At 59.7% G+C, this 20434-nt stretch carries 19 protein-coding genes; 6 read left to right on the forward strand and 13 right to left on the reverse strand.

The genetic code is table 11. From position 1 onward, the window contains the following. Window positions 1-30: 30 nt before the first annotated feature. The 4 genes from thyA to I9H09_RS23895 all read right to left on the reverse strand — a co-directional run bounded on the left by thyA (window position 31) and on the right by I9H09_RS23895 (window position 4719). Entirely contained in the window at window positions 31-735 is a 705-nt protein-coding gene (thyA, locus tag I9H09_RS23880) for a thymidylate synthase (protein WP_268949037.1), read from the reverse strand. Window positions 736-787: 52 nt separating this feature from the next. Next, entirely contained in the window at window positions 788-1600 is an 813-nt protein-coding gene (gene lgt / locus I9H09_RS23885) for a prolipoprotein diacylglyceryl transferase (protein ID WP_005896178.1), read from the reverse strand. A 338-nt stretch (window positions 1601-1938) separates the two neighbouring features. Continuing rightward, the gene (gene ptsP / locus I9H09_RS23890; protein WP_024668687.1) at window positions 1939-4218 is read right to left on the reverse strand and encodes a phosphoenolpyruvate--protein phosphotransferase; all 2280 of its coding nucleotides are present in this window, start codon (window positions 4216-4218) and stop codon (window positions 1939-1941) included. 21 nt (window positions 4219-4239) lie between these two features. Continuing rightward, a complete protein-coding gene (locus I9H09_RS23895) occupies window positions 4240-4719 on the reverse strand; it encodes an RNA pyrophosphohydrolase (RefSeq protein ID WP_002555745.1) in 480 nt (159 codons plus the stop codon). A 142-nt stretch (window positions 4720-4861) separates the two neighbouring features. Here I9H09_RS23895 and I9H09_RS23900 point away from each other — a divergent pair, with 142 nt between their 5' ends. Next, the gene (locus tag I9H09_RS23900; RefSeq protein WP_122346766.1) at window positions 4862-5518 is read left to right on the forward strand and encodes a histidinol-phosphatase; all 657 of its coding nucleotides are present in this window, start codon (window positions 4862-4864) and stop codon (window positions 5516-5518) included. A 13-nt stretch (window positions 5519-5531) separates the two neighbouring features. Here the strand turns inward: I9H09_RS23900 and I9H09_RS23905 are convergent, their stop codons facing one another. Together I9H09_RS23905 and ilvA are read right to left on the reverse strand one after the other, a co-directional pair. Then, complete coding sequence (locus tag I9H09_RS23905; protein WP_054989389.1) at window positions 5532-5960, reverse strand: DUF2269 family protein; 429 nt, start codon at window positions 5958-5960, stop codon at window positions 5532-5534. 195 nt (window positions 5961-6155) lie between these two features. Further along, the gene (ilvA, locus tag I9H09_RS23910) at window positions 6156-7670 is read right to left on the reverse strand and encodes a threonine ammonia-lyase, biosynthetic (protein WP_248972587.1); all 1515 of its coding nucleotides are present in this window, start codon (window positions 7668-7670) and stop codon (window positions 6156-6158) included. 166 nt (window positions 7671-7836) lie between these two features. Here ilvA and rpiA point away from each other — a divergent pair, with 166 nt between their 5' ends. Then, window positions 7837-8508: a ribose-5-phosphate isomerase RpiA gene (gene rpiA / locus I9H09_RS23915; RefSeq protein ID WP_005896165.1), complete on the forward strand. Its 672-nt coding sequence runs from the start codon at window positions 7837-7839 to the stop codon at window positions 8506-8508. 45 nt (window positions 8509-8553) lie between these two features. Here the strand turns inward: rpiA and I9H09_RS23920 are convergent, their stop codons facing one another. From I9H09_RS23920 to I9H09_RS23935, 4 genes are all read right to left on the reverse strand, one after another. Continuing rightward, window positions 8554-9459, reverse strand: coding sequence for an SdiA-regulated domain-containing protein (locus I9H09_RS23920; protein ID WP_055002595.1), 906 nt, complete (start codon window positions 9457-9459; stop codon window positions 8554-8556). A 124-nt stretch (window positions 9460-9583) separates the two neighbouring features. Then, complete coding sequence (locus I9H09_RS23925) at window positions 9584-10516, reverse strand: SdiA-regulated domain-containing protein (RefSeq protein ID WP_122313108.1); 933 nt, start codon at window positions 10514-10516, stop codon at window positions 9584-9586. A 195-nt stretch (window positions 10517-10711) separates the two neighbouring features. Continuing rightward, window positions 10712-11377, reverse strand: coding sequence for a fumarylacetoacetate hydrolase family protein (locus I9H09_RS23930; protein WP_024670419.1), 666 nt, complete (start codon window positions 11375-11377; stop codon window positions 10712-10714). Between the two features lie 68 nt (window positions 11378-11445). Next, window positions 11446-12840, reverse strand: coding sequence for an FAD-binding oxidoreductase (locus I9H09_RS23935; RefSeq protein ID WP_122324431.1), 1395 nt, complete (start codon window positions 12838-12840; stop codon window positions 11446-11448). A 157-nt stretch (window positions 12841-12997) separates the two neighbouring features. Here I9H09_RS23935 and serA point away from each other — a divergent pair, with 157 nt between their 5' ends. Beyond that, window positions 12998-14227 (forward strand): phosphoglycerate dehydrogenase, encoded by a 1230-nt coding sequence (gene serA, locus I9H09_RS23940; RefSeq protein ID WP_005896155.1) that lies wholly within the window; start codon window positions 12998-13000, stop codon window positions 14225-14227. A gap of 183 nt (window positions 14228-14410) precedes the next feature. Here serA and I9H09_RS23945 read toward each other — a convergent pair whose 3' ends face one another. Together I9H09_RS23945 and I9H09_RS23950 are read right to left on the reverse strand one after the other, a co-directional pair. Next, window positions 14411-14848: a DUF4399 domain-containing protein gene (locus tag I9H09_RS23945; protein ID WP_005888892.1), complete on the reverse strand. Its 438-nt coding sequence runs from the start codon at window positions 14846-14848 to the stop codon at window positions 14411-14413. Window positions 14849-14985: 137 nt separating this feature from the next. Beyond that, window positions 14986-15621 carry a 2OG-Fe(II) oxygenase gene (locus I9H09_RS23950; protein WP_024670418.1) on the reverse strand — a complete coding sequence of 212 codons (636 nt, stop codon included), beginning with the start codon at window positions 15619-15621 and terminating at the stop codon, window positions 14986-14988. A gap of 141 nt (window positions 15622-15762) precedes the next feature. On the opposite strand from I9H09_RS23950, the gene I9H09_RS23955 reads away from it, so the two are divergent. Further along, window positions 15763-16521: a DUF2059 domain-containing protein gene (locus tag I9H09_RS23955; RefSeq protein WP_005896151.1), complete on the forward strand. Its 759-nt coding sequence runs from the start codon at window positions 15763-15765 to the stop codon at window positions 16519-16521. Window positions 16522-16571: 50 nt separating this feature from the next. Further along, window positions 16572-16763: a hypothetical protein gene (locus tag I9H09_RS23960; RefSeq protein WP_122346350.1), complete on the forward strand. Its 192-nt coding sequence runs from the start codon at window positions 16572-16574 to the stop codon at window positions 16761-16763. Here the strand turns inward: I9H09_RS23960 and bipL are convergent. Further along, on the reverse strand, window positions 16760-17701 hold the full coding sequence (gene bipL / locus I9H09_RS23965; RefSeq protein WP_005896147.1) for a phospholipase BipL: 942 nt from the start codon (window positions 17699-17701) through the stop codon (window positions 16760-16762). The two genes, I9H09_RS23960 and bipL, sit on opposite strands and share 4 nt — an antisense overlap. 276 nt (window positions 17702-17977) lie before the next feature. Here bipL and I9H09_RS23970 point away from each other — a divergent pair, with 276 nt between their 5' ends. After that, window positions 17978-20365 carry a penicillin acylase family protein gene (locus I9H09_RS23970; protein WP_005896146.1) on the forward strand — a complete coding sequence of 796 codons (2388 nt, stop codon included), beginning with the start codon at window positions 17978-17980 and terminating at the stop codon, window positions 20363-20365. The last annotated feature ends 69 nt before the right edge of the window (window positions 20366-20434 follow it).

The raw sequence follows: 20434 nt of genomic DNA on the forward strand, positions 1-20434 counted from the left end.
CAATATAAACAGGAGGAAGAGGGAAATTTTTTAGGCGGCTAGGGCGTACTGTGCAGTATCACCGTGCTCCAATAAAAGGAACAGATCGTTGGAGCGGATGTACAGCGTCAGGGAAATTTCGCGGGTCTGCGGGTTCGGGTGCAGCTGGTAAAGCAGGTGGCACGGCGGCAGAGCCATTTCATCGAGCTGGGCGCAGTTCCAGCCGTGGAACAGGATGCGGCGGCTGCCTGGGTCGTTGATGATGGTATCGACGCACTGACGGATCTGGTCGATGGCCTTGTACAGCACCACGAACGACTGGCTGTCCTCTTCGGACTCGGCAATCTGCCGATAACCCTGGCCGAGGGCAAGTTCGATGGCCGCCACGTTGCCAGCGTCGATGCGCTTGTAGGCGGGCCATTTGCGCCATTGCACGCCGTAGATTTCACCAAGATCGTCCTCGCCCTTGCGGAACGGATTGTTCAGCCACTGGGCGTTTTCGTTGGCGTTCTGGTCCCAGACCTTGCAGCCGAGCTCGCGGAACTCTGCGGCGTTGCTCACGCCACGCAGGAAGCCGACCATTTCGCCGATGGCCGACTTGAACGCCATGCGCCGAGTGGTGATCGCCGGGAAACCTTCCTGCAGGTCATAACGCAGCATCGCACCCGGAAAGCTGATGGTGTTCACACCGGTGCGATTGGCTTGCAGGGTGCCGTGCTTGATGACATGCGCGACCAGTTCCAGATATTGCTTCATAAATAACCTGCCTTGTTGAACGCGCCGGGCGCTGGCACCCGGCGTTTCGGTATTAAGCCGCTGCCTTGCTGGCAGCCGGGTCGCGCTTGTAGGCCAGCCAGATCAGGAACAGGCCGGCGATGATCATCGGCAGGCTGAGAACTTGACCCATGGTGACCCAGCCCCACGCCAGATAGCCCAGTTGGGCATCCGGAACGCGGACGAATTCGACCACAAAGCGGAAGATGCCGTAGAACAGTGCAAACATGCCGGAAACAGCCATGGTCGGGCGCGGCTTGCGAGCGTATAGATTGAGGATGATGAACAGCGCGACGCCTTCCAGTGCGAATTGATACAGCTGCGAAGGATGTCGCGCCAGTTGCGCGGGGTCGCTGAACGGCGGGAAGACCATTGCCCACGGCACATCAGTCGGTTTGCCCCACAGCTCGGCGTTGATGAAGTTGCCTATCCGCCCGGCGCCCAGGCCGATTGGCACCAATGGGGCGACAAAATCCATCAACTGGAAAAAGCTTTTGCCGTTACGCTTGCCGAACCACCAGGCCGCGATCATGACCCCGACAAAGCCGCCGTGGAACGCCATGCCGCCCTTCCAGACTTCGAAGATCAGTAGAGGATTGGCGATGTAGGCCGACAGGTCGTAAAACAGCACATAGCCCAGTCGTCCGCCGACGATCACGCCCATGGCCAGCCAGAAAATCAGGTCGGAGAGTTTTTCCTTGGTCCAGGTCGGGTCGAACTTGTTCAGGCGCCGCGACGCAAGCAGCCAGGCACCACCGATACCGACCAAATACATCAAACCGTACCAGTGAATTTGCAGCGGGCCGATAGCGACGGCTACCGGGTCAATCTGCGGGTAAGGCAGCATTGCGACTCCTTAATTGGAACGCCCTTGCGAGCGACTGAATCAGGCGCGCATGTTACCGGACCCCGGCGGGATGCTCTAGCGGCGACCGAAGGAAGCTGGCTGAACGAAGTGAAAAAAGCGCACCTGATGTGTCTGACCGCGCGGTTATCGCTCCCACGGTCTGCGTGGCAGAGTGATAATCCCGACTATCGTGCGCCGCTCCACATCGGCATGCAGTTGTGGAAACTCTGCGTCCGGCCTTGAATGTGCGGCGCGGCGCAGATTTTTGACGCGGAGCGTCGCCCACGGCATTCCCACGCTTGAGCGTGAGGAACGATATTCTCTGACTGTCGTGGCGCTTAGTGCCCTTTGACCGAACTCGGGTTGATCATTCGCGACAGGCCGAGGTTTTTCAGCGCCAGTTGCAGGGAGCTGCTGATGACTTGCGGGTTGTCGTTAGTCATCAGTTGCGCCAGCAGTTCCTTGGCTTTACTAAGATTGATCTGGCGCAGCATCCACTTCACTTTCGGCAGGTTGGTGGCGTTCATCGACAGGCTGTCGAAGCCCATTGCCATCAGCAACACCGCCGCTGCCGGGTCGCCGGCCATTTCGCCGCAGATGCTCACCGGCTTGCCCTCGGCGTGGGCATCACGCACCACACTTTGCAGCGCCTGAAGCACCGCCGGGTGCAGGTAGTCGTAGAGATCGGCCACACGCGGGTTGTTGCGGTCGACTGCCAGCAGGTACTGGGTCAGGTCGTTGGAGCCCACCGAGAGGAAGTCCACCTGCCGCGCCAGGTCACGAGTCTGGTAAACCGCAGCGGGTACTTCGATCATCACGCCGACAGGCGGCATCGGCACGTCGGTGCCTTCGTCGCGCACTTCGCCCCAGGCCCGGTGGATCAGGTGCAGCGCCTCTTCGACTTCATGGGTGCTGGAAATCATCGGCAACAGAATGCGCAGGTTGTTCAGACCTTCGCTGGCCTTGAGCATGGCGCGGGTCTGTACCAGGAAGATTTCCGGGTGGTCGAGGGTGACGCGAATACCGCGCCAGCCGAGAAACGGGTTGTCTTCCTTGATAGGGAAGTAAGACAGCGACTTGTCACCGCCGATGTCCAGGCTGCGCATGGTCACCGGTAACGGGTGGAATGCAGCCAACTGCTCGCGATAGATCGCCAGCTGCTCCTTTTCACTCGGAAAGCGCTGGTTGATCATGAACGGCACTTCGGTGCGATACAGACCGACACCTTCGGCGCCACGCTGCTGGGCGCGGGCTACATCAGCCAGCAGGCCGGTATTGACCCACAGCGGCATGCGGTGCCCGTCGAGCGTGACGCAGGGCAGCTCGCGTAACGCATCCAGGCCTTGAGAAAGCTGACGCTCCTCCTCCACCACCTTGCCGAACTGCTTGCGCATGATTTCGCTGGGGTTGGTGAAGACTTCGCCGTGATAGCCGTCGACCACCAGATCAATGCCATCGACCTTGGAGTACGGGAAGTCCACCAGGCCCATGACCGTCGGGATGCCCATCGCCCGCGCCAGAATCGCAACGTGGGAGTTGCCGGAGCCCTGTACCGACACCAGACCGACCAGCTTGCCTTCCGGCACTTCGCCGAGCATCGCCGGGGTCAGCTCTTCGCTGACCAGAATCGTGTTGTCGGGGTAGACCAACGCCTGTTGCCGAGCTTCCTGAAGGTAGGCCAGCAACCGGCGGCCGAGGTCCTTGACGTCCGACGCCCGCTCACGCAGGTAAGCATCGTCCATCAGCTCGAAACGTTTGACGTGCTCACTGACCACCGAGCGCAAGGCGCCTTGCGCCCATTGGCCGGTCTTGATGACGTCGGTCACCTCGCTGCCCAGCGAGGCATCGTCGAGCATCATCAGGTAGACGTCGAACAGCGCGCGCTCTTCGGGGCGTAATTGAGTGGCGAGTTTGGCGGACAGGGTGCGCATGTCATTGCGCACGCCTTCCAGTGCATTCTGGAACAGCGCCAGCTCGGCGGCGATATCAGTGACGGTCTTGTCCGGCACCACCTCAAGATCGGCAGGCGGGAGCATGACCACCGCTACACCGACTGCCGCACCCGGCGAACCGGCAACGCCGACGAACTTGGCTTCCTGGATGCCCTTGCCCTGGCGACCCAGACCGCGGATCGAGCCAGTGGCCTCGGCATGCGCAATAACGCCTGCCAGTTGCGCACTCATGGTGACAAGGAAGGCTTCTTCGCCCTCGTCGAACTGACGGCGCTCCTTTTGCTGGATGACCAGCACACCGACTACCCGACGATGGTGGATGATCGGCGCGCCCAGAAACGAGGCGTAGCGCTCTTCACCGGTTTCGGCAAAGTAGCGATAGCGAGGGTGACCTGCAGCGTTTTCGAGGTTAAGCGGTTCTTCGCGCGTACCGACAAGACCGACGAGGCCTTCATTCGGGGCCATGCTGACTTTGCCGATGGAGCGCTTGTTGAGGCCTTCGGAGGCCATCAGAACGAAACGGTTCACTTCGGCATCAAGCAGGTAGACCGAGCAGACCTGGCTGCCCATGGCCTCCTTGACGCGCAACACAATAATGCCCAACGCCGCCTTGAGATCCTTGGCGGAGTTAACTTCCTGGACGATCTTGCGCAGCGTATTGAGCATGGCTCGGGGTCGAACTCCGTGTCAGTCGCGCGATAACAGGCGCGGGGCAAGCTCTTTGAGTGCGCGTCGATACACCTCGCGCTTGAATGTCACCACCTGGCCTAACGGGTACCAATAGCTGACCCAGCGCCAGCCATCGAACTCCGGTTTGCCGGTCAAATCCATCCGCACCCGCTGCTCGTTGGAGATCAGGCGCAGGAGAAACCATTTTTGCTTCTGGCCGATACACAGCGGCTGGCTGTGTGTGCGGACCAGACGTTGCGGCAGACGATAGCGCAACCAGCCCCGGGTGCAGGCAAGTATTTGCACATCATGTCGCTCAAGCCCGACTTCTTCGTTCAATTCACGATAAAGCGCGTCTTCCGGCGTTTCCTGCGGGTTGATACCCCCCTGAGGAAACTGCCAGGCATCCTGGTTAATACGCCGAGCCCATAGGACCTGACCAGCATCGTTTGTCAGAATAATCCCGACATTAGGACGGAAACCATCGGGGTCGATCACGGCAACAACCTCGCAAACGCATGTCGCCGCATTGTTCCACAAAGGCGATCAAACCAGCAACGAGGCTTATCACCTTATGTGAAGACTTGTGAAAACCTCGTATTCTGGGGCTCTTTTTTCAACTATTTCAGCGAGTAACCCTATGCGCCTGGCTTTATTCGACCTCGACAACACGCTTCTGGGCGGCGACAGCGATCACGCCTGGGGCGATTACCTGTGCCAGCGTGGCATCCTTGATGCCGCCACCTACAAGACCCGCAACGACGAGTTTTATCAGGATTACCTGGCTGGCACCCTGAACATGACCGAGTACCTTAATTTTACGCTGGAGATTCTGGGCAACACTGACATGGCTCAGCTTGAGGAATGGCACCGCGAGTTCATGCGTGACTGTATCGAGCCCATGATCCTGCCCAAAGCGCTTGAGCTTATCGGCAAGCATCGGGAGGCAGGCGACAAACTGGTGGTCATCACCGCGACCAATCACTTTGTGACTGCGCCGATCGTGGCGCGCCTGGGTATCGATACGCTGCTGGCGACGGAGTGCGAGATGCTCGATGGGCGTTACACGGGCCGCACGACTGATATCCCCTGCTTCCGCGAGGGCAAGGTGACACGACTCAATCAGTGGCTGGAGGACAACGCGTTCAGTCTCGAGGACAGCTATTTCTACAGCGATTCGATGAACGACCTGCCGCTGCTGGAGCAAGTTGCCAACCCGGTTGCAGTGGACCCGGACGCCAATTTGCGCGCGGAAGCCGAGCGGCGCGGCTGGCCTGTTATTACCTTGCGCAGCTAAGCCGCACTGAGGCTCAGGCCGGTTTGAAGCCCGTCAGACCGGCCATCGCCACAAAGCACACGACGCTGATCACAGTAAGCGCAAGGGTAAACCCTCGTTTGGCACCCTTGGCACCGAGGCGCAGCCGGTTGAGCCTGACAACCAGCCAGATCCAGCTGCACAGCCCCAGCGTGTAAAGCAGGCTGCTGCCCAGAACCCATGTCTGGCCCAGCGATAACCCTTTCAGATGCACCAGCCACCAACCACTGAACGGCAACGTCGCCAGACACGCGGCCATCAGCAGCCAGAAAAACACCAAAGGCCGCTTGAGCAGACGATTCTGGATGGTCGTATCGCCTTCAAGACGAACCTTGACGACCCCGCTGGCCAATACCAACGCGCTGATCAGCAATAACGTCAGGGCAACGATGTGCAGGGTATTGAGGGTGGTGATGGGTTCCATGACGCGGTGTTCCTCTGGAATCGGGCTTGAGTGAGTTTAGCAGCGCGGACACAGGGTTCGTGCCCTGAAACACCTATCGTTCCTCACGTTCAAGCTTAGGAATGCCTTGGGTGACGCTCTGCGTTGCAAATCTGCGCCGCACCACACGCAAAATCGCACGCAGAGCGTCGTGAGGAACGAGAGATATCCACGGCATCAGCCCAAAAACAACCGATACGCCGGGTTCTCGCTCTCGTCCCAGTACGGGTAGCCGATCTCGTCCAGCGCCGCGCCTACCAGATGCCGTTCTTCTTCTGGCACCACCAAACCAGCCACCACCCGGCCATCTGCCGCGCCGTGGTTGCGGTAGTGGAACATCGAAATGGTCCAGCGGCCGCCCAGGCGGTTGAGGAAGTTGAACAGCGCGCCCGGCCGTTCCGGGAATTCGAAGCGCAGCACCACTTCATCGTCGACGCGCTCGGCATGCCCGCCGACCATATGCCGAATGTGCAGTTTGGCCAGTTCGTTGTCAGTCAGGTCAAGCACCGGAAAGCCCTGCCCGGTGAGGCTGGCGATCAATGCGCTGCGCGGATCGTTTTCCGGATGAGTCTGCACGCCGACGAAGATGTGTGCTTCGCGGGCAGTGTGGTAGCGGTAGTTGAATTCGGTGATCTGTCGTTTGCCGATCGCTTCGCAGAAGGCCTTGAAGCTGCCTGGCTGTTCGGGGATGGTCACGGCGATGATCGCCTCGCGGCCTTCGCCCAGTTCGGCGCGTTCGGCCACATGGCGCAAGCGGTCGAAGTTTACGTTGGCGCCTGAATCGATCGCTACCAGCGTCTGCCCTTTCACGCCGCGTTGTTCGACGTACTTCTTGATGCCCGCCACGCCCAGCGCGCCTGATGGCTCGGTGATGGAGCGGGTGTCGTCGTAAATGTCCTTGATCGCAGCGCATATCTCATCGGTGCTGACGGTGATCACTTCATCGACATAATGACGACACACTTCAAAGGTGTGATAACCGACCTGCGCGACTGCCACGCCATCGGCAAACAAGCCGACCTGGCTAAGCACCACGCGCTCGCCAGCCGCCATAGCCGCCTGCAGGCAGTTGGAGTCGTCCGGCTCGACGCCGATCACCCTGATTTCCGGGCGCAGGTACTTCACGTAAGCCGCGATTCCCGCGATCAGGCCGCCGCCGCCCACCGGCACGAAAATCGCGTCCAGCTGGCCCGGTTGCTGGCGAAGAATCTCCATCGCCACTGTGCCTTGCCCGGCAATGGTGTCGGGGTCGTCGTACGGGTGGATGTACACAAAACCCTGTTCATCGACCAGTTTCAGCGAATAGGCCAGCGCTTCAGGGAAGGAATCGCCGTGCAACACCACAGTGGCACCGCGCGAGCGCACGCCTTCGACCTTGATTTCCGGGGTGGTGCGCGGCATGACGATGGTTGCCAGAATGCCCAGTTCGCGTGCCGCCAGCGCCAGGCCTTGCGCATGGTTGCCCGCCGAGGCCGTGACTACGCCGCGTGCCGTTTCTTCTGCGCTCAGTTGCGCCAGCTTGTTGTACGCGCCACGAATCTTGAAAGAGAACACTGGCTGCAGGTCCTCGCGCTTGAGCAGCACCTGATTGTTCAGCCGCTCGGACAGCTGGCGAGCGCCTTGCAGCGGCGTTTCGATGGCAACGTCGTAGACGCGGGAGGTGAGGATCTTCTTGACGTACTGTTCAAGCATCGGGGCGGCATCACTGACGAAGCGGGCAAGGCCGGGAAGTCTACCCTGCGTACCCGAGGACGACCACACGAATGACGGGGCTTTACAGCGCAGTCACCGCTATAATGTGGGCCTTTTTGCTCATCCCTACCTCTTATCTACTTACATCAGGCATCGTGGAGCCCGCATGACCCAGGATCAACTCAAACAGGCAGTCGCCCAAGCCGCTGTCGACTTCATCCTTCCAAAGCTCGACGACAAAAGTATCGTGGGCGTCGGCACCGGCTCCACGGCCAACTGCTTCATCGATGCGCTGGCAAAGCACAAGGCAGCGTTCGACGGCGCGGTTGCGAGCTCGGAAGCCACCGCTGCGCGCCTCAAGGGCCATGGTATTCCGGTTTATGAACTGAACACCGTGAGTGATCTGGAGTTCTACGTCGACGGTGCCGATGAGAGCGATGAGCATCTGAACCTGATCAAGGGCGGCGGCGCGGCGCTGACTCGCGAGAAAATTGTCGCGGCGGTGGCCAAAACCTTCATCTGCATCGCCGATGGCAGCAAGCTGGTGCCAGTGCTGGGCGCATTCCCGCTGCCGGTCGAAGTCATTCCGATGGCCCGCAGCCACGTCGCTCGGCAACTGGTGAAACTGGGCGGTGATCCGGTTTACCGGGAAGGCGTGCTGACTGACAATGGCAATATCATCATCGACGTCCACAACATGAGCATTACCAACCCGGTGGAGCTGGAAGCCAGCATCAATGCCATCGTCGGCGTGGTCACCAACGGTCTGTTCGCAGCCCGTCCAGCAGACTTGTTGCTGCTGGGCACCGATGAAGGCGTGAAGACCCTGAAGCGCTGATACACCCGGCCATGCCCACGCAAGGTGGGCATGGCCGGCAGCGGCTCAGGGCTTGCGAAAAACGTAAAAAAGGTTCGGCTCGCTCACCAGGTACAACGTCCCTTCCGCGTCCATCGCCATACCCTCTGCCTGCGGCACACCTTTGCTCAGCCCCATCGAGCCTTTTGCCAGCGAGCCGCTGCCAATCGGATGCCCACTGGTGTCGAGTTCCAGAATACGCTTCGATTCATCGGACAATGCCAGCAGGTGGCCGCTGGTCTCGTCGAATTGCAGGCTGGACAAATCACGAACGGACAACCGGCCATCGCGCTTGCTGTTGGAAATTACCTGGAGATCGCCGGGGGCGTCGTGGTTGGTCTTTGGAAAGCCGCGCACCTCGATGATCTGCACCGGGTCGCGTTCTCTGGCAACGAACAGGCGCTTGCCCACCGAGTCATAGGCCAGCCCCTCGTAACCTTTGTTGCCGCCCGCGTTGATCCCCAGCGTCAGTTGCTCGGCGTCGGCGGCGTTGAGGCTTTTTGTGTTGTCATCGACGTGAATCTGAATCAGCCGCAGCCGACGCTCGTCGCTGATGACATACAGGCCGCGGCTGATGTATTCAACAGCTTCAGCATCGCCAAAGCCCACCAACGGAATGCGCCGCAGCACGCGGCCATCGAGGCTCAGCTCGACCAGCTCGGCATTCTGGTTGGTCACTGTGAACAGGCTCTTGCGGTCCGGGTCGTAACTGAGACCCGAAACATCATCTTCCAGCCCTGTAATAACCTGCCCTTCTGTCACGACGCGATACTGATCAAGGCCGATGGCCTGAAGCGATTCGGATTGCCAGAACATTTGCCAGTCGAACAGGGCGCTCTCTACGTAGCGATACCGTTGATTGGCGAGCATGAATATCGCAACCAGCGGCACAAGCGCGAGGAGCAGGAGTAAAGAGCGGGTAGAACGGCGCATTCGGGTGACTCGGACGGATTGGGCGGGCGGACTTGATACCACGCCATTCTGAAAGCAAGCTTAATGGCACGGTGCTATTTGTTTGCCGATCATATATCGGCCATCTTTTATCTGCCGTCCTGGCTCAGTGCTTGCTAAACGAATAAAACAGGTTTGGCTCGCTCACCATGTACAGCGTCCCGGCCTCGTCCAGGGCCACCCCTTCTGCGCGGGGGATCGTGTCTTTGAGCCCATTCATGCCGCCCAGCAGGGTCATGAAGCTCACCTGCTCGCCTTGCTCGTCCACTTCCAGCAGCAAATGAGAGTCTGCCGAAAGCGCCAGCATGTGCCCGGTACGCGGGTCGATGCTCAACGAGGACAAGTTGCGCATGTCCAGCGAACGGCTGGGAAGCTTCTGCTTGTCGCCTTGCAGTACATCACTGCCGTTACTTTTCCAGGTGTACAGGGCAGGTGGCCGCTCTTCACCCAATATCAATTGCTGACGAAGCGGATCCCAGGCAATGCCCTCGAAACCCTTGTTCTGATTATCCGATTTGCCCAGCTCGTACTGAGGGAAATCCGCGATATTGAGGGTCTTGGTATCTGCCGAGACCTTCACGACGGTCAGCTTGTGCTGGCGCTCATCGGTGATGGCAATCAGGCCATCGTTCATGACCGCAACACCTTCCGGATTGCTCCAGCCCACCAACGGGATCTTGCGCAGAACGTCGCCTGTGAGCGTCAATTCGACCAGAAATGCGTTCTTGCCCATGACTGCGAACAGCGTTTTGCTCACCGGGTTGTAGGACAGGTCCGATGCTTCGTCCTTTTCCATGCCCGGCAACGCCTTGGCATCGATGTCCACGTGATAGTCCGGCAGCCAGATACTGGCGTGGCGGCCGGCCTTGGTCTCGAAGCGCTCCTGAAACCAGAGCAGCGCGCGGTCATCCCAATGCATCGCAAATGCCAGGCCATACCCCATCAGGGCAACCAGCAACAGCCATGAATACCAGCGCATGTTTCGAACGAAAGCGAAGCGTTTTTCGGCGCGAGGCGGCGTTTGGGCAGGAATGGCCATTAACGTGTTCCTGAGCAGATGAGATGTCGTGACGACTGTGAGCCGGCGAGTTCATGCCCGCGAAGCTCGGCGGGATTATCCAGACCAGGCGTGAAAAAAACGCAAAACCGCAGGAACTATCAACTACCGGGTAAACAAAAGCCACCCGGGAATGACCCCGCGTGGCGTTGGCTGAAACGTCAGGCGGCTGCTCGCTTAGCGAACGACACTGCTGAACGGAGTTTGCCCGACCAGCTCCAGAACGATTTCATCACCGGCTTGAAACGGGCCGACACCCGCAGGCGTGCCTGTCATGATGATGTCACCGGCCTGCAGCGAGAAGTTGGTCGCCATGTGCTGGATCATCGGCACGATAGGGTTGAGCATCAGGCTGCTGTTGCCATCCTGCACGACCTTGCCGTTGATGGTCAGGCGAATGCCGATATCGGTGAGGTCGGTAAAGGTGCCCGCCGGAACGAATGGCGGAATCACTGCGGCGCCGTCGAAACACTTGGCCAGTTCCCAAGGCAGACCTTTCTCGCGCAGACGCGACTGGACGTCACGTAGAGTAAGGTCCAGCCCCGGTGCGAAACCGCTGATTGCGTCCAGCACTTCTTCACGGGACGGATTCTTGCTCAGGGGCTTGCCGATCAGTACCACGATTTCAGCCTCGTAATGCACTGAACCGCGATCTGCCGGTATAGCGAACCCGCCTTCCAGCGCAACCACCGCACTGCCCGGCTTCATGAACAGCAACGGCTCGGCAGGCACCGGGTTGCCCAGTTCCTTGGCATGCTCGGCGTAGTTGCGACCGATGCAGACCACTTTGCCCAGCGGAAAGTGAATGCTCGTTCCATCAACATATTTGTGCTGGTAGCTCATGACGTCTCCTGAGTCTGATTAGTGTGGCGTGGCAGTGTTGGCGTGGCGATGCACGGTACGACAGGAACTCAGACCGCGAATATTTTTCCGGGGTTCATGATGCCGTTCGGGTCGAAGACCGCCTTAAGCGCCTTCATGTATTCGATTTCGACCGGCGAACGACTGTACGTCAGGTAGTCACGCTTGGTCATCCCGACCCCGTGTTCAGCAGAAATCGAGCCGTTGTACTTCTCTACGGTTTCGAACACCCACTTGTTGACCCGCGCGCACTTGACGAAGAACTCGTCCTTGTCGAGATTTTCGGGCTTGAGGATGTTCAGGTGCAGGTTGCCGTCGCCGATATGGCCGTACCACAGCACTTCGAAGTCAGGGTAATGCTCGGCTACGATGGCGTCGATTTCCGCCAGGAACTCCGGCACTTTCGAGACCGTGACCGAGATGTCGTTTTTATAGGGTGTGAAGTGCGAGATGGTTTCGGAGATGTATTCGCGCAACTTCCACAAGTTGCGCAACTGCTGCTCGCTCTGACTCATCACGCCGTCAAGCACCCAGCCCTGATCGACGCAGTGTTCGAAGGTTGCCAGCGCCTGATCAGCGAGGTCTTCAGTGGTCGCTTCGAACTCCAGCAGCACATAGAACGGGCATGGCGTATCAAAAGGTGACGGCACATCACCTCGGGCCATGACCCGGGCGAAGGACTTGTCGGAGAAAAACTCGAAGGCGGTCAGATCAAGCTTGCCGTGGAAGGCGTGCAGCACGGGCATGATCGAGTTGAAGTCAGAGGTGCCCAACACCATCGCGGTAAGATTTTTCGGCGCCCGATCCAGACGCATGGTGGCCTCGACCACAAAGCCCAGTGTGCCCTCGGCGCCAATGAACAGCTGTCGCAGGTCGTAACCGGTGGCGTTCTTGATCAGGTCCTTGTTGAGTTCCAGCAGGTCGCCCTTGCCAGTGACCACCTTGAGGCCAGCCACCCAATTGCGGGTCATGCCGTAGCGAATGACCTTGATCCCGCCTGCATTGGTGCCGATATTACCGCCGATCTGACTGGACGCCGACGAAGCGAAGTCCACCGGGTAATAGAGGCCGCTTTCTTCGGCCAGTGCCTGCAACTGACGCGTGATCACGCCTGGCTGGCAGACTGCCGTGCGGTCAGTGAGGTTCAGCTCCAACACCTGATTCATGTAATCGAACGACACCACCACTTCGCCATTGGCTGCCACTGCTGCCGCAGACAACCCGGTGCGTCCACCTGACGGCACCAGCGCCACGCGTCGCTCATTGGCCCAGCGCACGATGGCCTGGACCTGTTCGGTAGTTTTGGGGAACACGATGGCCAGCGGCGCAGGGGTAAACTGCTTGGTCCAGTCCTTGCCGTAGGTTTCCAGAGAACCGCTGTCAGTCAGCACTTTGCCGGGGTCGACCAGGGTCTTGAGCTCATCAATCAAAGCGGGATCGGTCATGGACTCAACTCTCGAACAATTCATGGGCATCCTGAGAACGGTTCACGTTCTGGAATGGGGTTTAGCGGGGCTCGTATGCTAGCATATGCCCCCCGCGAATCGTGCCCAGCGCCGATCCGGCCCCCTGCCATTTTCTCCGGGACACAGGTTTACGCAGATGAGCAAGACTTCCCTCGACAAGAGCAAGATCAAGTTCCTTCTTCTCGAAGGCGTTCATCAATCCGCTGTCGATGTCCTCAAGGCAGCCGGCTACACCAGCATCGAGTACCACACCAAGTCTCTGCCGGAAGCCGAACTGAAGGAAAAGATCGCCGACGCTCATTTCATCGGTATCCGCTCCCGCACCCAGTTGACCGAAGAGCTGTTCGATTGCGCCAAGAAGCTGGTCGCGGTCGGCTGCTTCTGCATCGGCACCAACCAGGTTGATCTGAACGCAGCGCGCGAGCGCGGTATCGCAGTATTCAACGCGCCCTACTCCAATACTCGTTCGGTCGCCGAACTGGTGCTGGCCGAGGCGATCCTGCTGCTGCGCGGTATCCCCGAGAAGAACGCCTCCTGCCACCGAGGCGGCTGGATCAAGAGCGCGGCCAACTCTTTCGAGATCCGCGGCAAGAAGCTGGGCATTATCGGCTACGGCTCGATCGGTACCCAGCTGTCGGTACTGGCTGAGGGCCTGGGCATGCAGGTCTACTTTTACGATACGCTGACCAAGCTGCCACTGGGCAACGCCACTCAGGTGTCCAGCCTGACCGAGCTGCTGGGCATGTCCGACATCGTGACCCTGCACGTTCCGGAAACCACAGAAACCCAGTGGATGATCGGCGAGAAAGAAATCCGCGCGATGAAAAAGGGCAGCATCCTGATCAACGCCGCTCGCGGCACAGTCGTCGAGCTGGACGCCCTGGCCGACGCGATCAAGGACAAGCACCTGATCGGCGCTGCCATCGACGTATTCCCGGTCGAGCCGCGCTCGAACGACGACATCTTCGAAAGCCCGCTGCGTGGCCTGGACAATGTGATCCTGACCCCGCACATCGGTGGCTCGACGGCTGAAGCACAGGCCAACATCGGTCTGGAAGTTGCGGAAAAACTGGTCAAGTACAGCGACAACGGTACGTCGGTGTCCTCGGTCAACTTCCCGGAAGTAGCCCTGCCTGCCCATCCTGGCAAGCACCGCCTGCTGCACATTCACGAAAACATCCCGGGCGTGCTCAGCGAGATCAACAAGGTCTTCGCCGAAAACGGCATCAACATCTCTGGTCAGTTTTTGCAGACCAACGAGAAAGTCGGTTACGTGGTCATCGACGTCGACGCCGAATACTCCGACCTGGCGCAGGCCAAGCTGCAACAGATCAAAGGCACCATCCGCAGCCGCGTGTTGTTCTGATCCGATCGCGCTGATCAGCGAGCCCATGCCATGCGTGGGCTCGCCTTCTGTCTGTGACATCCCCTCTCAAAACCAGACGCAGAGCGTCCAGAACGGCATGCCCACGCTGGAGCATGGGCACGATAGTGTTGCCGGGCCAGAGCGCCGTTCGTGACGCTCTGCGTCATACCTACGCTGACAGCCCTACTTCACATTGATGGTGATCTTTTTCGACTCGACCGGCGGGTTCAGAGGCATGTGGCCTTTGTCACCCATCATCAATTGCAGGGTGTGCTGGCCTGGCGGCAGGTTGATTTCGGTTTCGGTCTGGCCTTTGCCGAAGTGACGTACGTTGTCGCTGACCGGCAACGGAGCGTCCAGTGCAGGCTGGTTTTTGACGTCGATCAGCAGGTGATGGTGACCGGTGTCAGGAACATCCACACCCGCAGGCGCAACGCCCATGCCCTTGAGACCGAATTGCACGGTAAACGGAGAGGTAACGGTTTCACCATCCTTGGGCGAGATGATGTACACCTCAGCACCTTCGGGTGATGCAGTGCGCGGCATGTCGGCGGCGCTGACCAGCATGGATGCGCTCAGCAACAGGCCCGCCACTGCCGTTCCAGAAAATAAGGATTTCATGATTGCTCCAGATCCAGTTGACGTAAGTCCGACCCTGCACACGACGATCCGTCGTCTCAGGAATGCTCACGATAGACCGCCGCAGGGCTCAATAGCTCACTGCATTCATGAAACAGTTTTCATGAGGCATAACGGCATTACTGGAACAGCTCGTTACCGCGACGCCGGAACCAGCCCGTCAATGAAAGCCGGTCGCGGGTTGCAGGCATGACTTCGTGGGGGATATCGCCGGACAGGAAGACCACCAGGCAGCCGCCCGTGGGCTGGACGTCATACGCCAGGTCATCCTTGAGGTACATACGCAACTGACCGCCATGCTCCGGCAGCCAGGCGTTATTAAGGTAAAGCACTGCGGACACCACGCGCTTGTCATCGTCGCGAAAGCGGTCCACATGCCTTAAATAGAAGGCCCCCGGCGGGTATAAGGCAAAGTGGCTTTCGTAATCATCGAGCCCCAGAAACAGCCCGCGGTTGAGCGCCTCGCGCAAGCTGTCCATCAACTCCAGATAGCTGTCGCAGCACTGCACCTGACCGGCTTCCAGCCACTGAATGCGATCACCACGGATACCTTCGCGCACTTCCAGTGCCGGCCCCTTGCCGACGCCGGCAGGCTCAAGTTCGCCTTCGGCAGCGCGCTTGCGGCACTCCTGCTCCAGCTCGAGGGTCAGAGCTTCGGGCAGGAAAATATTCTGCTGCGACCAGCCATTGGCGGCCAGGTCGTCGACGATTCGCAACAGCAATGGGTGGTCAGAGGGTATGCGCATGGCGTGCATAGTATCCATAAGCCCTGAAATCCGACAGTGGCGTTTAGGCATGCCATCAAAGGCGTGAGATTTCATTCGCCGAGGGCAGTCATAACTCGACAAATCCACGCGAACACCCGGAGAATAGCGGCCTGCCGACAGGAGTCCCCAATGCGTCGTTTGTTTGTTTTGCTGTTGATGTTCTGCACCATACCTGCCTGGGCAGACAACTACGATCAGTTGTACAAGGCTGCAGGCTGGCCGGACCAGCGCGCGCATTTCAACGATGCCCTCAAGGCTGCGCAACAGCGCTACAGCAACAACCTGCCGCCTGCGGTTTATCAAGCACTGGTGAATAACAGCAATCAGCGTTTCGCCCCACAGGCCATGGATCAACGTGCCGCGAAACGTCTGCGTGAAAGCCTCAAGGACCCGGCCCCTGCGCTGCAATTCTTTCAATCGCCGCTGGGACGCAAGATCGTCAATGCCGAGCTGACCGCAACCCGCGCCGATCAGTTGGCCAAGCACGCGCAGGGCCTGCCTCACATTCAGGCGGACGCCACACGTCAATTGCTGATCGGCCATCTTGCCCAGGCACTGCCCGCCAAGCAGGCCGGTGCCGAAGTCAGCCTCGCCATCGCGGGCGTTGCAGCCGACAGCCTGAGCCAGATGATCCCCGGCCTGCTGGGCGGCGGTCAGGCGCAGGGCATGCTGGAGGGCCAGCGCGAACGTCTGATGGCGCAGATCAGCGCCGACTTGAACAACACGCTGCTGTACGTCTACCGCGACCTGTCAGACCCGGAGCTTGAAGAGTTCTCGACCTTCGCAGAGTCGCCGGAAGGCAAAGCCTACTATCAGGCTGCGCTGGACGCGATTCGCGCAGGGCTGGCCGTCGGGCAAAGTGCGTCGAGTTTGAACCCCGGACAATGAACCCGGCTCAGGCCAGCGTGCGCCTGAGGCCAAAGGAATGGACGCACTTTATGAAAGACTCTATCGCCCTGCTCGTCACTGCGGTCGTCATGGCGTTTTTCGCCTGGCTGTTCTGGAGCACTCTGGGGCCGAATGCTTTTGTTGTTCTCGGATCGCTGATGGTAGTCGTGCTATGCACTGACAATTTCCGTCTGCGTCGCCAGGTGAAGGCGTTACAGGCTGGCGCGGCTAAAAAAGCTTAAGCCATGCGCGCGGAAAGAAAGTCCAGATACCGCTCGCGCATTTCCGGCGTTTCGTTGGCCAAATGATGCCGTGCATGGCCGAGCATGAGGATTTGCGGCTGACTGAATTTATCTTTCAGGACCGTCAGGTTATGCGACCAGTCGACGGTCATGTCTGCCTCGCCTTGAATGATGATCGGACTGCGTCGGCTGCGGGGCGCGCGTTCGATGCGCGTGATCCACTTCGCCAGCGCACCGACCCATGCGGTCGGCAGGCGATTGGGCTGCAACGGGTCTGCCAGCAGAAAAGGCAGAAAAGCCGGGGCGTTGGAGTTTTCCGTGAAGCGCCGGGCGATACCCTTCACAAACGGCCTGAGTGCGTGATAACTCAGGCGCGACCAGCCCCAGGCGCGCGGCCGAACCAGCGGAGCCAGCAGAATGACCTCGCCCTGTGCCGGGGAGTCAGCGCCCTGATGCAGCAGGTGGTCGATCACAATTGCGCCGCCCATGCTTTGCCCGCACAGGTGCCAGGGCTGCGGCAGCCGGAGGCCCTCGGCTTCCAGCAGCAGGCGCTGCAAGACGGTCTGGTACTCGGAAAAATCACGAATGCTGGCACGACTGCCACTGGACAACCCGTGCCCCGGCAAGTCGCAGGAGATCACCGCAAACCCTTGGGCCAGCGCCCACTCGACCACATGTCGGTACAGCCCCATGTGGTCATAGAAACCGTGGAACAGGAACAGCGTCGCCACCGGACTTTCCGGCAACCACACCTGCCCGACAACCTCGTACCCGTCGACGTCGAGACGCCCCAGCCAGCTGCGCACGCCCTGCTCACCGCCCAGGCCGGCAAGGCCGTAAAAGCGCTGATAGGCCTGGCCGTGCATTGAAAGCGGATCAATGACGTTCAGCGGCAGCAGGCTGGCTCTCAGGTTGTCGGGGTCGAACGTGACGGACATGTATTTAGATTCCGGCGGAAGGCTCGTAAAGTTGTGTAACGATATTCTTCTGTATGCTTCGGCATGGCAAGCTGTGCCGCTGTAATCGCAGCCCTCAGGCATGAGATCAGTACGCCACTACGGGCCTGCACGATGGCGTCCAGTATCTTGATGCCTGCTTTGCACTCGATCACGGTAGGCTTTCGTGCTGTGTCCGGTCGAGCTGTGTATCAGCCTGCTGCCTGTTGCACAACCTTGACCCTCACCCACGCCTAACGCCATTTACAGAGAACCCGGATGAAACGCAGTCTCGTCATTCTTGCCATCATTATTGCCATTCTTGCTGGCGGCGCTGGCTGGTACATAAACAGCAAGCAGCCAGTCCGGGATGGCGAGATCGCCATGAGCCGTCTTCAAGCGCCCGTCACGCTGCGTTACGACGAGCGCGGCGTGCCGCATATTCACGCCGAAAACGAAGCAGACCTGTACCGCGCCTTGGGATACGCCCACGCGCAGGACCGGCTGTTCCAGATGGAAATGCTGCGCCGCCTGGCGCGTGGCGAGCTGGCGGAGATACTGGGACCGAACCTCGTCGAAACCGACAAACTGTTTCGCAGCCTGCGCATTCGTGAACATGCCGATGCCTACGTCGCTCACCAGGACAAGAACACGCCGACGTGGCAGGCGCTGGAAGCCTACATTGATGGCATAAACCAATATCAGGACAGCCACGCAAGGCCGATGGAGTTCGACGTATTGGGCATCCCCAAACGGCGCTTCACTACCGAAGACACGATGAGCATAGGTGGCTACCTGGCTTACAGCTTCGCGGCAGCGTTCAGGACCGAGCCACTGCTGACGTATGTGCGCGACCAGCTGGGTCCGCAGTACTTGAAAGTCTTCGACCTGGATTGGCACCCGGACGGCGTACTGAACTCTAAACCTGCCCTCGCCAGCGCCGACTGGAAAAGCCTGGGCGAGCTGGCCCAGATCAGCCACAAGGCGCTTGAGGACGCCGGCCTGCCGCAGTTCGAGGGCAGCAACGCCTGGGTGATCTCCGGCAACCGCACGCAAAGCGGCAAGCCGCTGTTGGCGGGCGATCCGCACATTCGTTTTTCGGTGCCTTCCATATGGTACGAGGCGCAGCTGTCAGCGCCCGGTTTCGAGCTGTACGGCCATTTTCCGGCACTCAATCCGTTCGCGTTCCTGGGGCACAACATGGACTTCGGCTGGAGCCTGACCATGTTCCAGAACGACGACGTGGACCTGATTGCGGAAAAGACCAACCCCGACAACCCGAATCAGGTCTGGTACCACGGACAATGGGTCGACATGACCCGCACCGAACAGCAAATTGCGGTCAAAGGTCAGCCGCCCGTCACCCTGTCCCTGCTTGAATCGCCGCACGGCCCCATCGTAAATAACGTGATGGGCAAGAATGCCGGCCAGACACCGATTGCCATGTGGTGGTCCTTTCTGGTGTCCGCCAACCCGGTGATGGATGGCTTCTACGAGGCCAATCGCGCTGACACACTGGAAAAAATGCGCAGCGCCGCCGAGAAGATCCAGTCGCCGGGGCTCAATATTGTCTGGGCCAATGCCAAGGGCGATATCGGCTGGTGGGCAGCGGCGCAATTGCCGATCCGTCCTGAAGGTGTCAACCCGGCCTTCATTCTGGATGGCAGCACCGCGCAGGCTGATAAACTCGGTTTCTACCCGTTCAGCGCCAACCCTCAGGAAGAAAACCCGGCCCGTGGCTACATTGTGTCGGCCAACTTCCAGCCGCTGTCGCCGAGCGGGATGCAGATTCCCGGCTACTACAACCCACCTGAGCGCGGCCAGGAACTGAACCGGCAACTGAGCGATACCACCATCAAGTGGGACCTGACGGCCAGCAAAGCACTGCAATTGAGCACGCAGACCGATTACGCACCGAGCATTCTCAAGCCGTTGATTCCGGTATTGCGCAGTGTGATCAGCGACCCCGAGGAGCTGGCGCTGGTGGAACGGCTGGCAAGCTGGAAGGGTGATTACCCGGTCGACTCGGTCGGCGCCACGCTGTTCAACCAGTTCCTGTTCGATTTGACTGAAGAGACCTTTCACGACGAGCTGGGTGATGCGCTGTTTGAAACGCTGCTATCCACCCGCGCACTGGACTCCGCGCTGCCGCGACTGGCTGCCGATGCGGATTCGCCGTGGTGGAACAACCGCAATTCGCCCCACGAAGAGAGCCGCGCCAACACCGTCAAGGTGGCCTGGCGGGCCAGCGTTTCACACTTGAGGTCGCTGTACGGCACCAACCCGGACGAATGGGTATGGGGCAAGGCGCACACCCTGACCCAGGGTCACCCGCTGGGCTCGCAGCCGCCGCTGGACAGGATCTTCAACGTGGGTCCGTATGCAGCGCCAGGCACCCATGAGGTGCCGAACAACCTGTCATCGAGCATCCGCCCTGCCCCGTGGCCGGTCGGCTATGGCCCCTCGACCCGCCGCCTGATCGACTTCGCCGACCCTGCCCACAGCCTGGGAATCAACCCGGTAGGACAAAGCGGCGTGCCGTTCGACAAGCATTATTCGGATCAGGCCAAGGCATTTGTGAAGGGCGAATACATGCCTCAGCGTTTTAGCGAAGACGATGTGGCGGAGCATACGGAAGGGGTTTTACGGCTAGTGCCGGGGGAGTAGCGATCCGATCACCCTCTGCGCCGAACCCGGAAATGAGGCTTCTGCCCTTAGGGCGTGTGAGCGGACTTG

Source organism: Pseudomonas tremae, assembly GCF_023278125.1.
GTDB classification, from domain to species: Bacteria; Pseudomonadota; Gammaproteobacteria; order Pseudomonadales; family Pseudomonadaceae; genus Aquipseudomonas; species Aquipseudomonas tremae.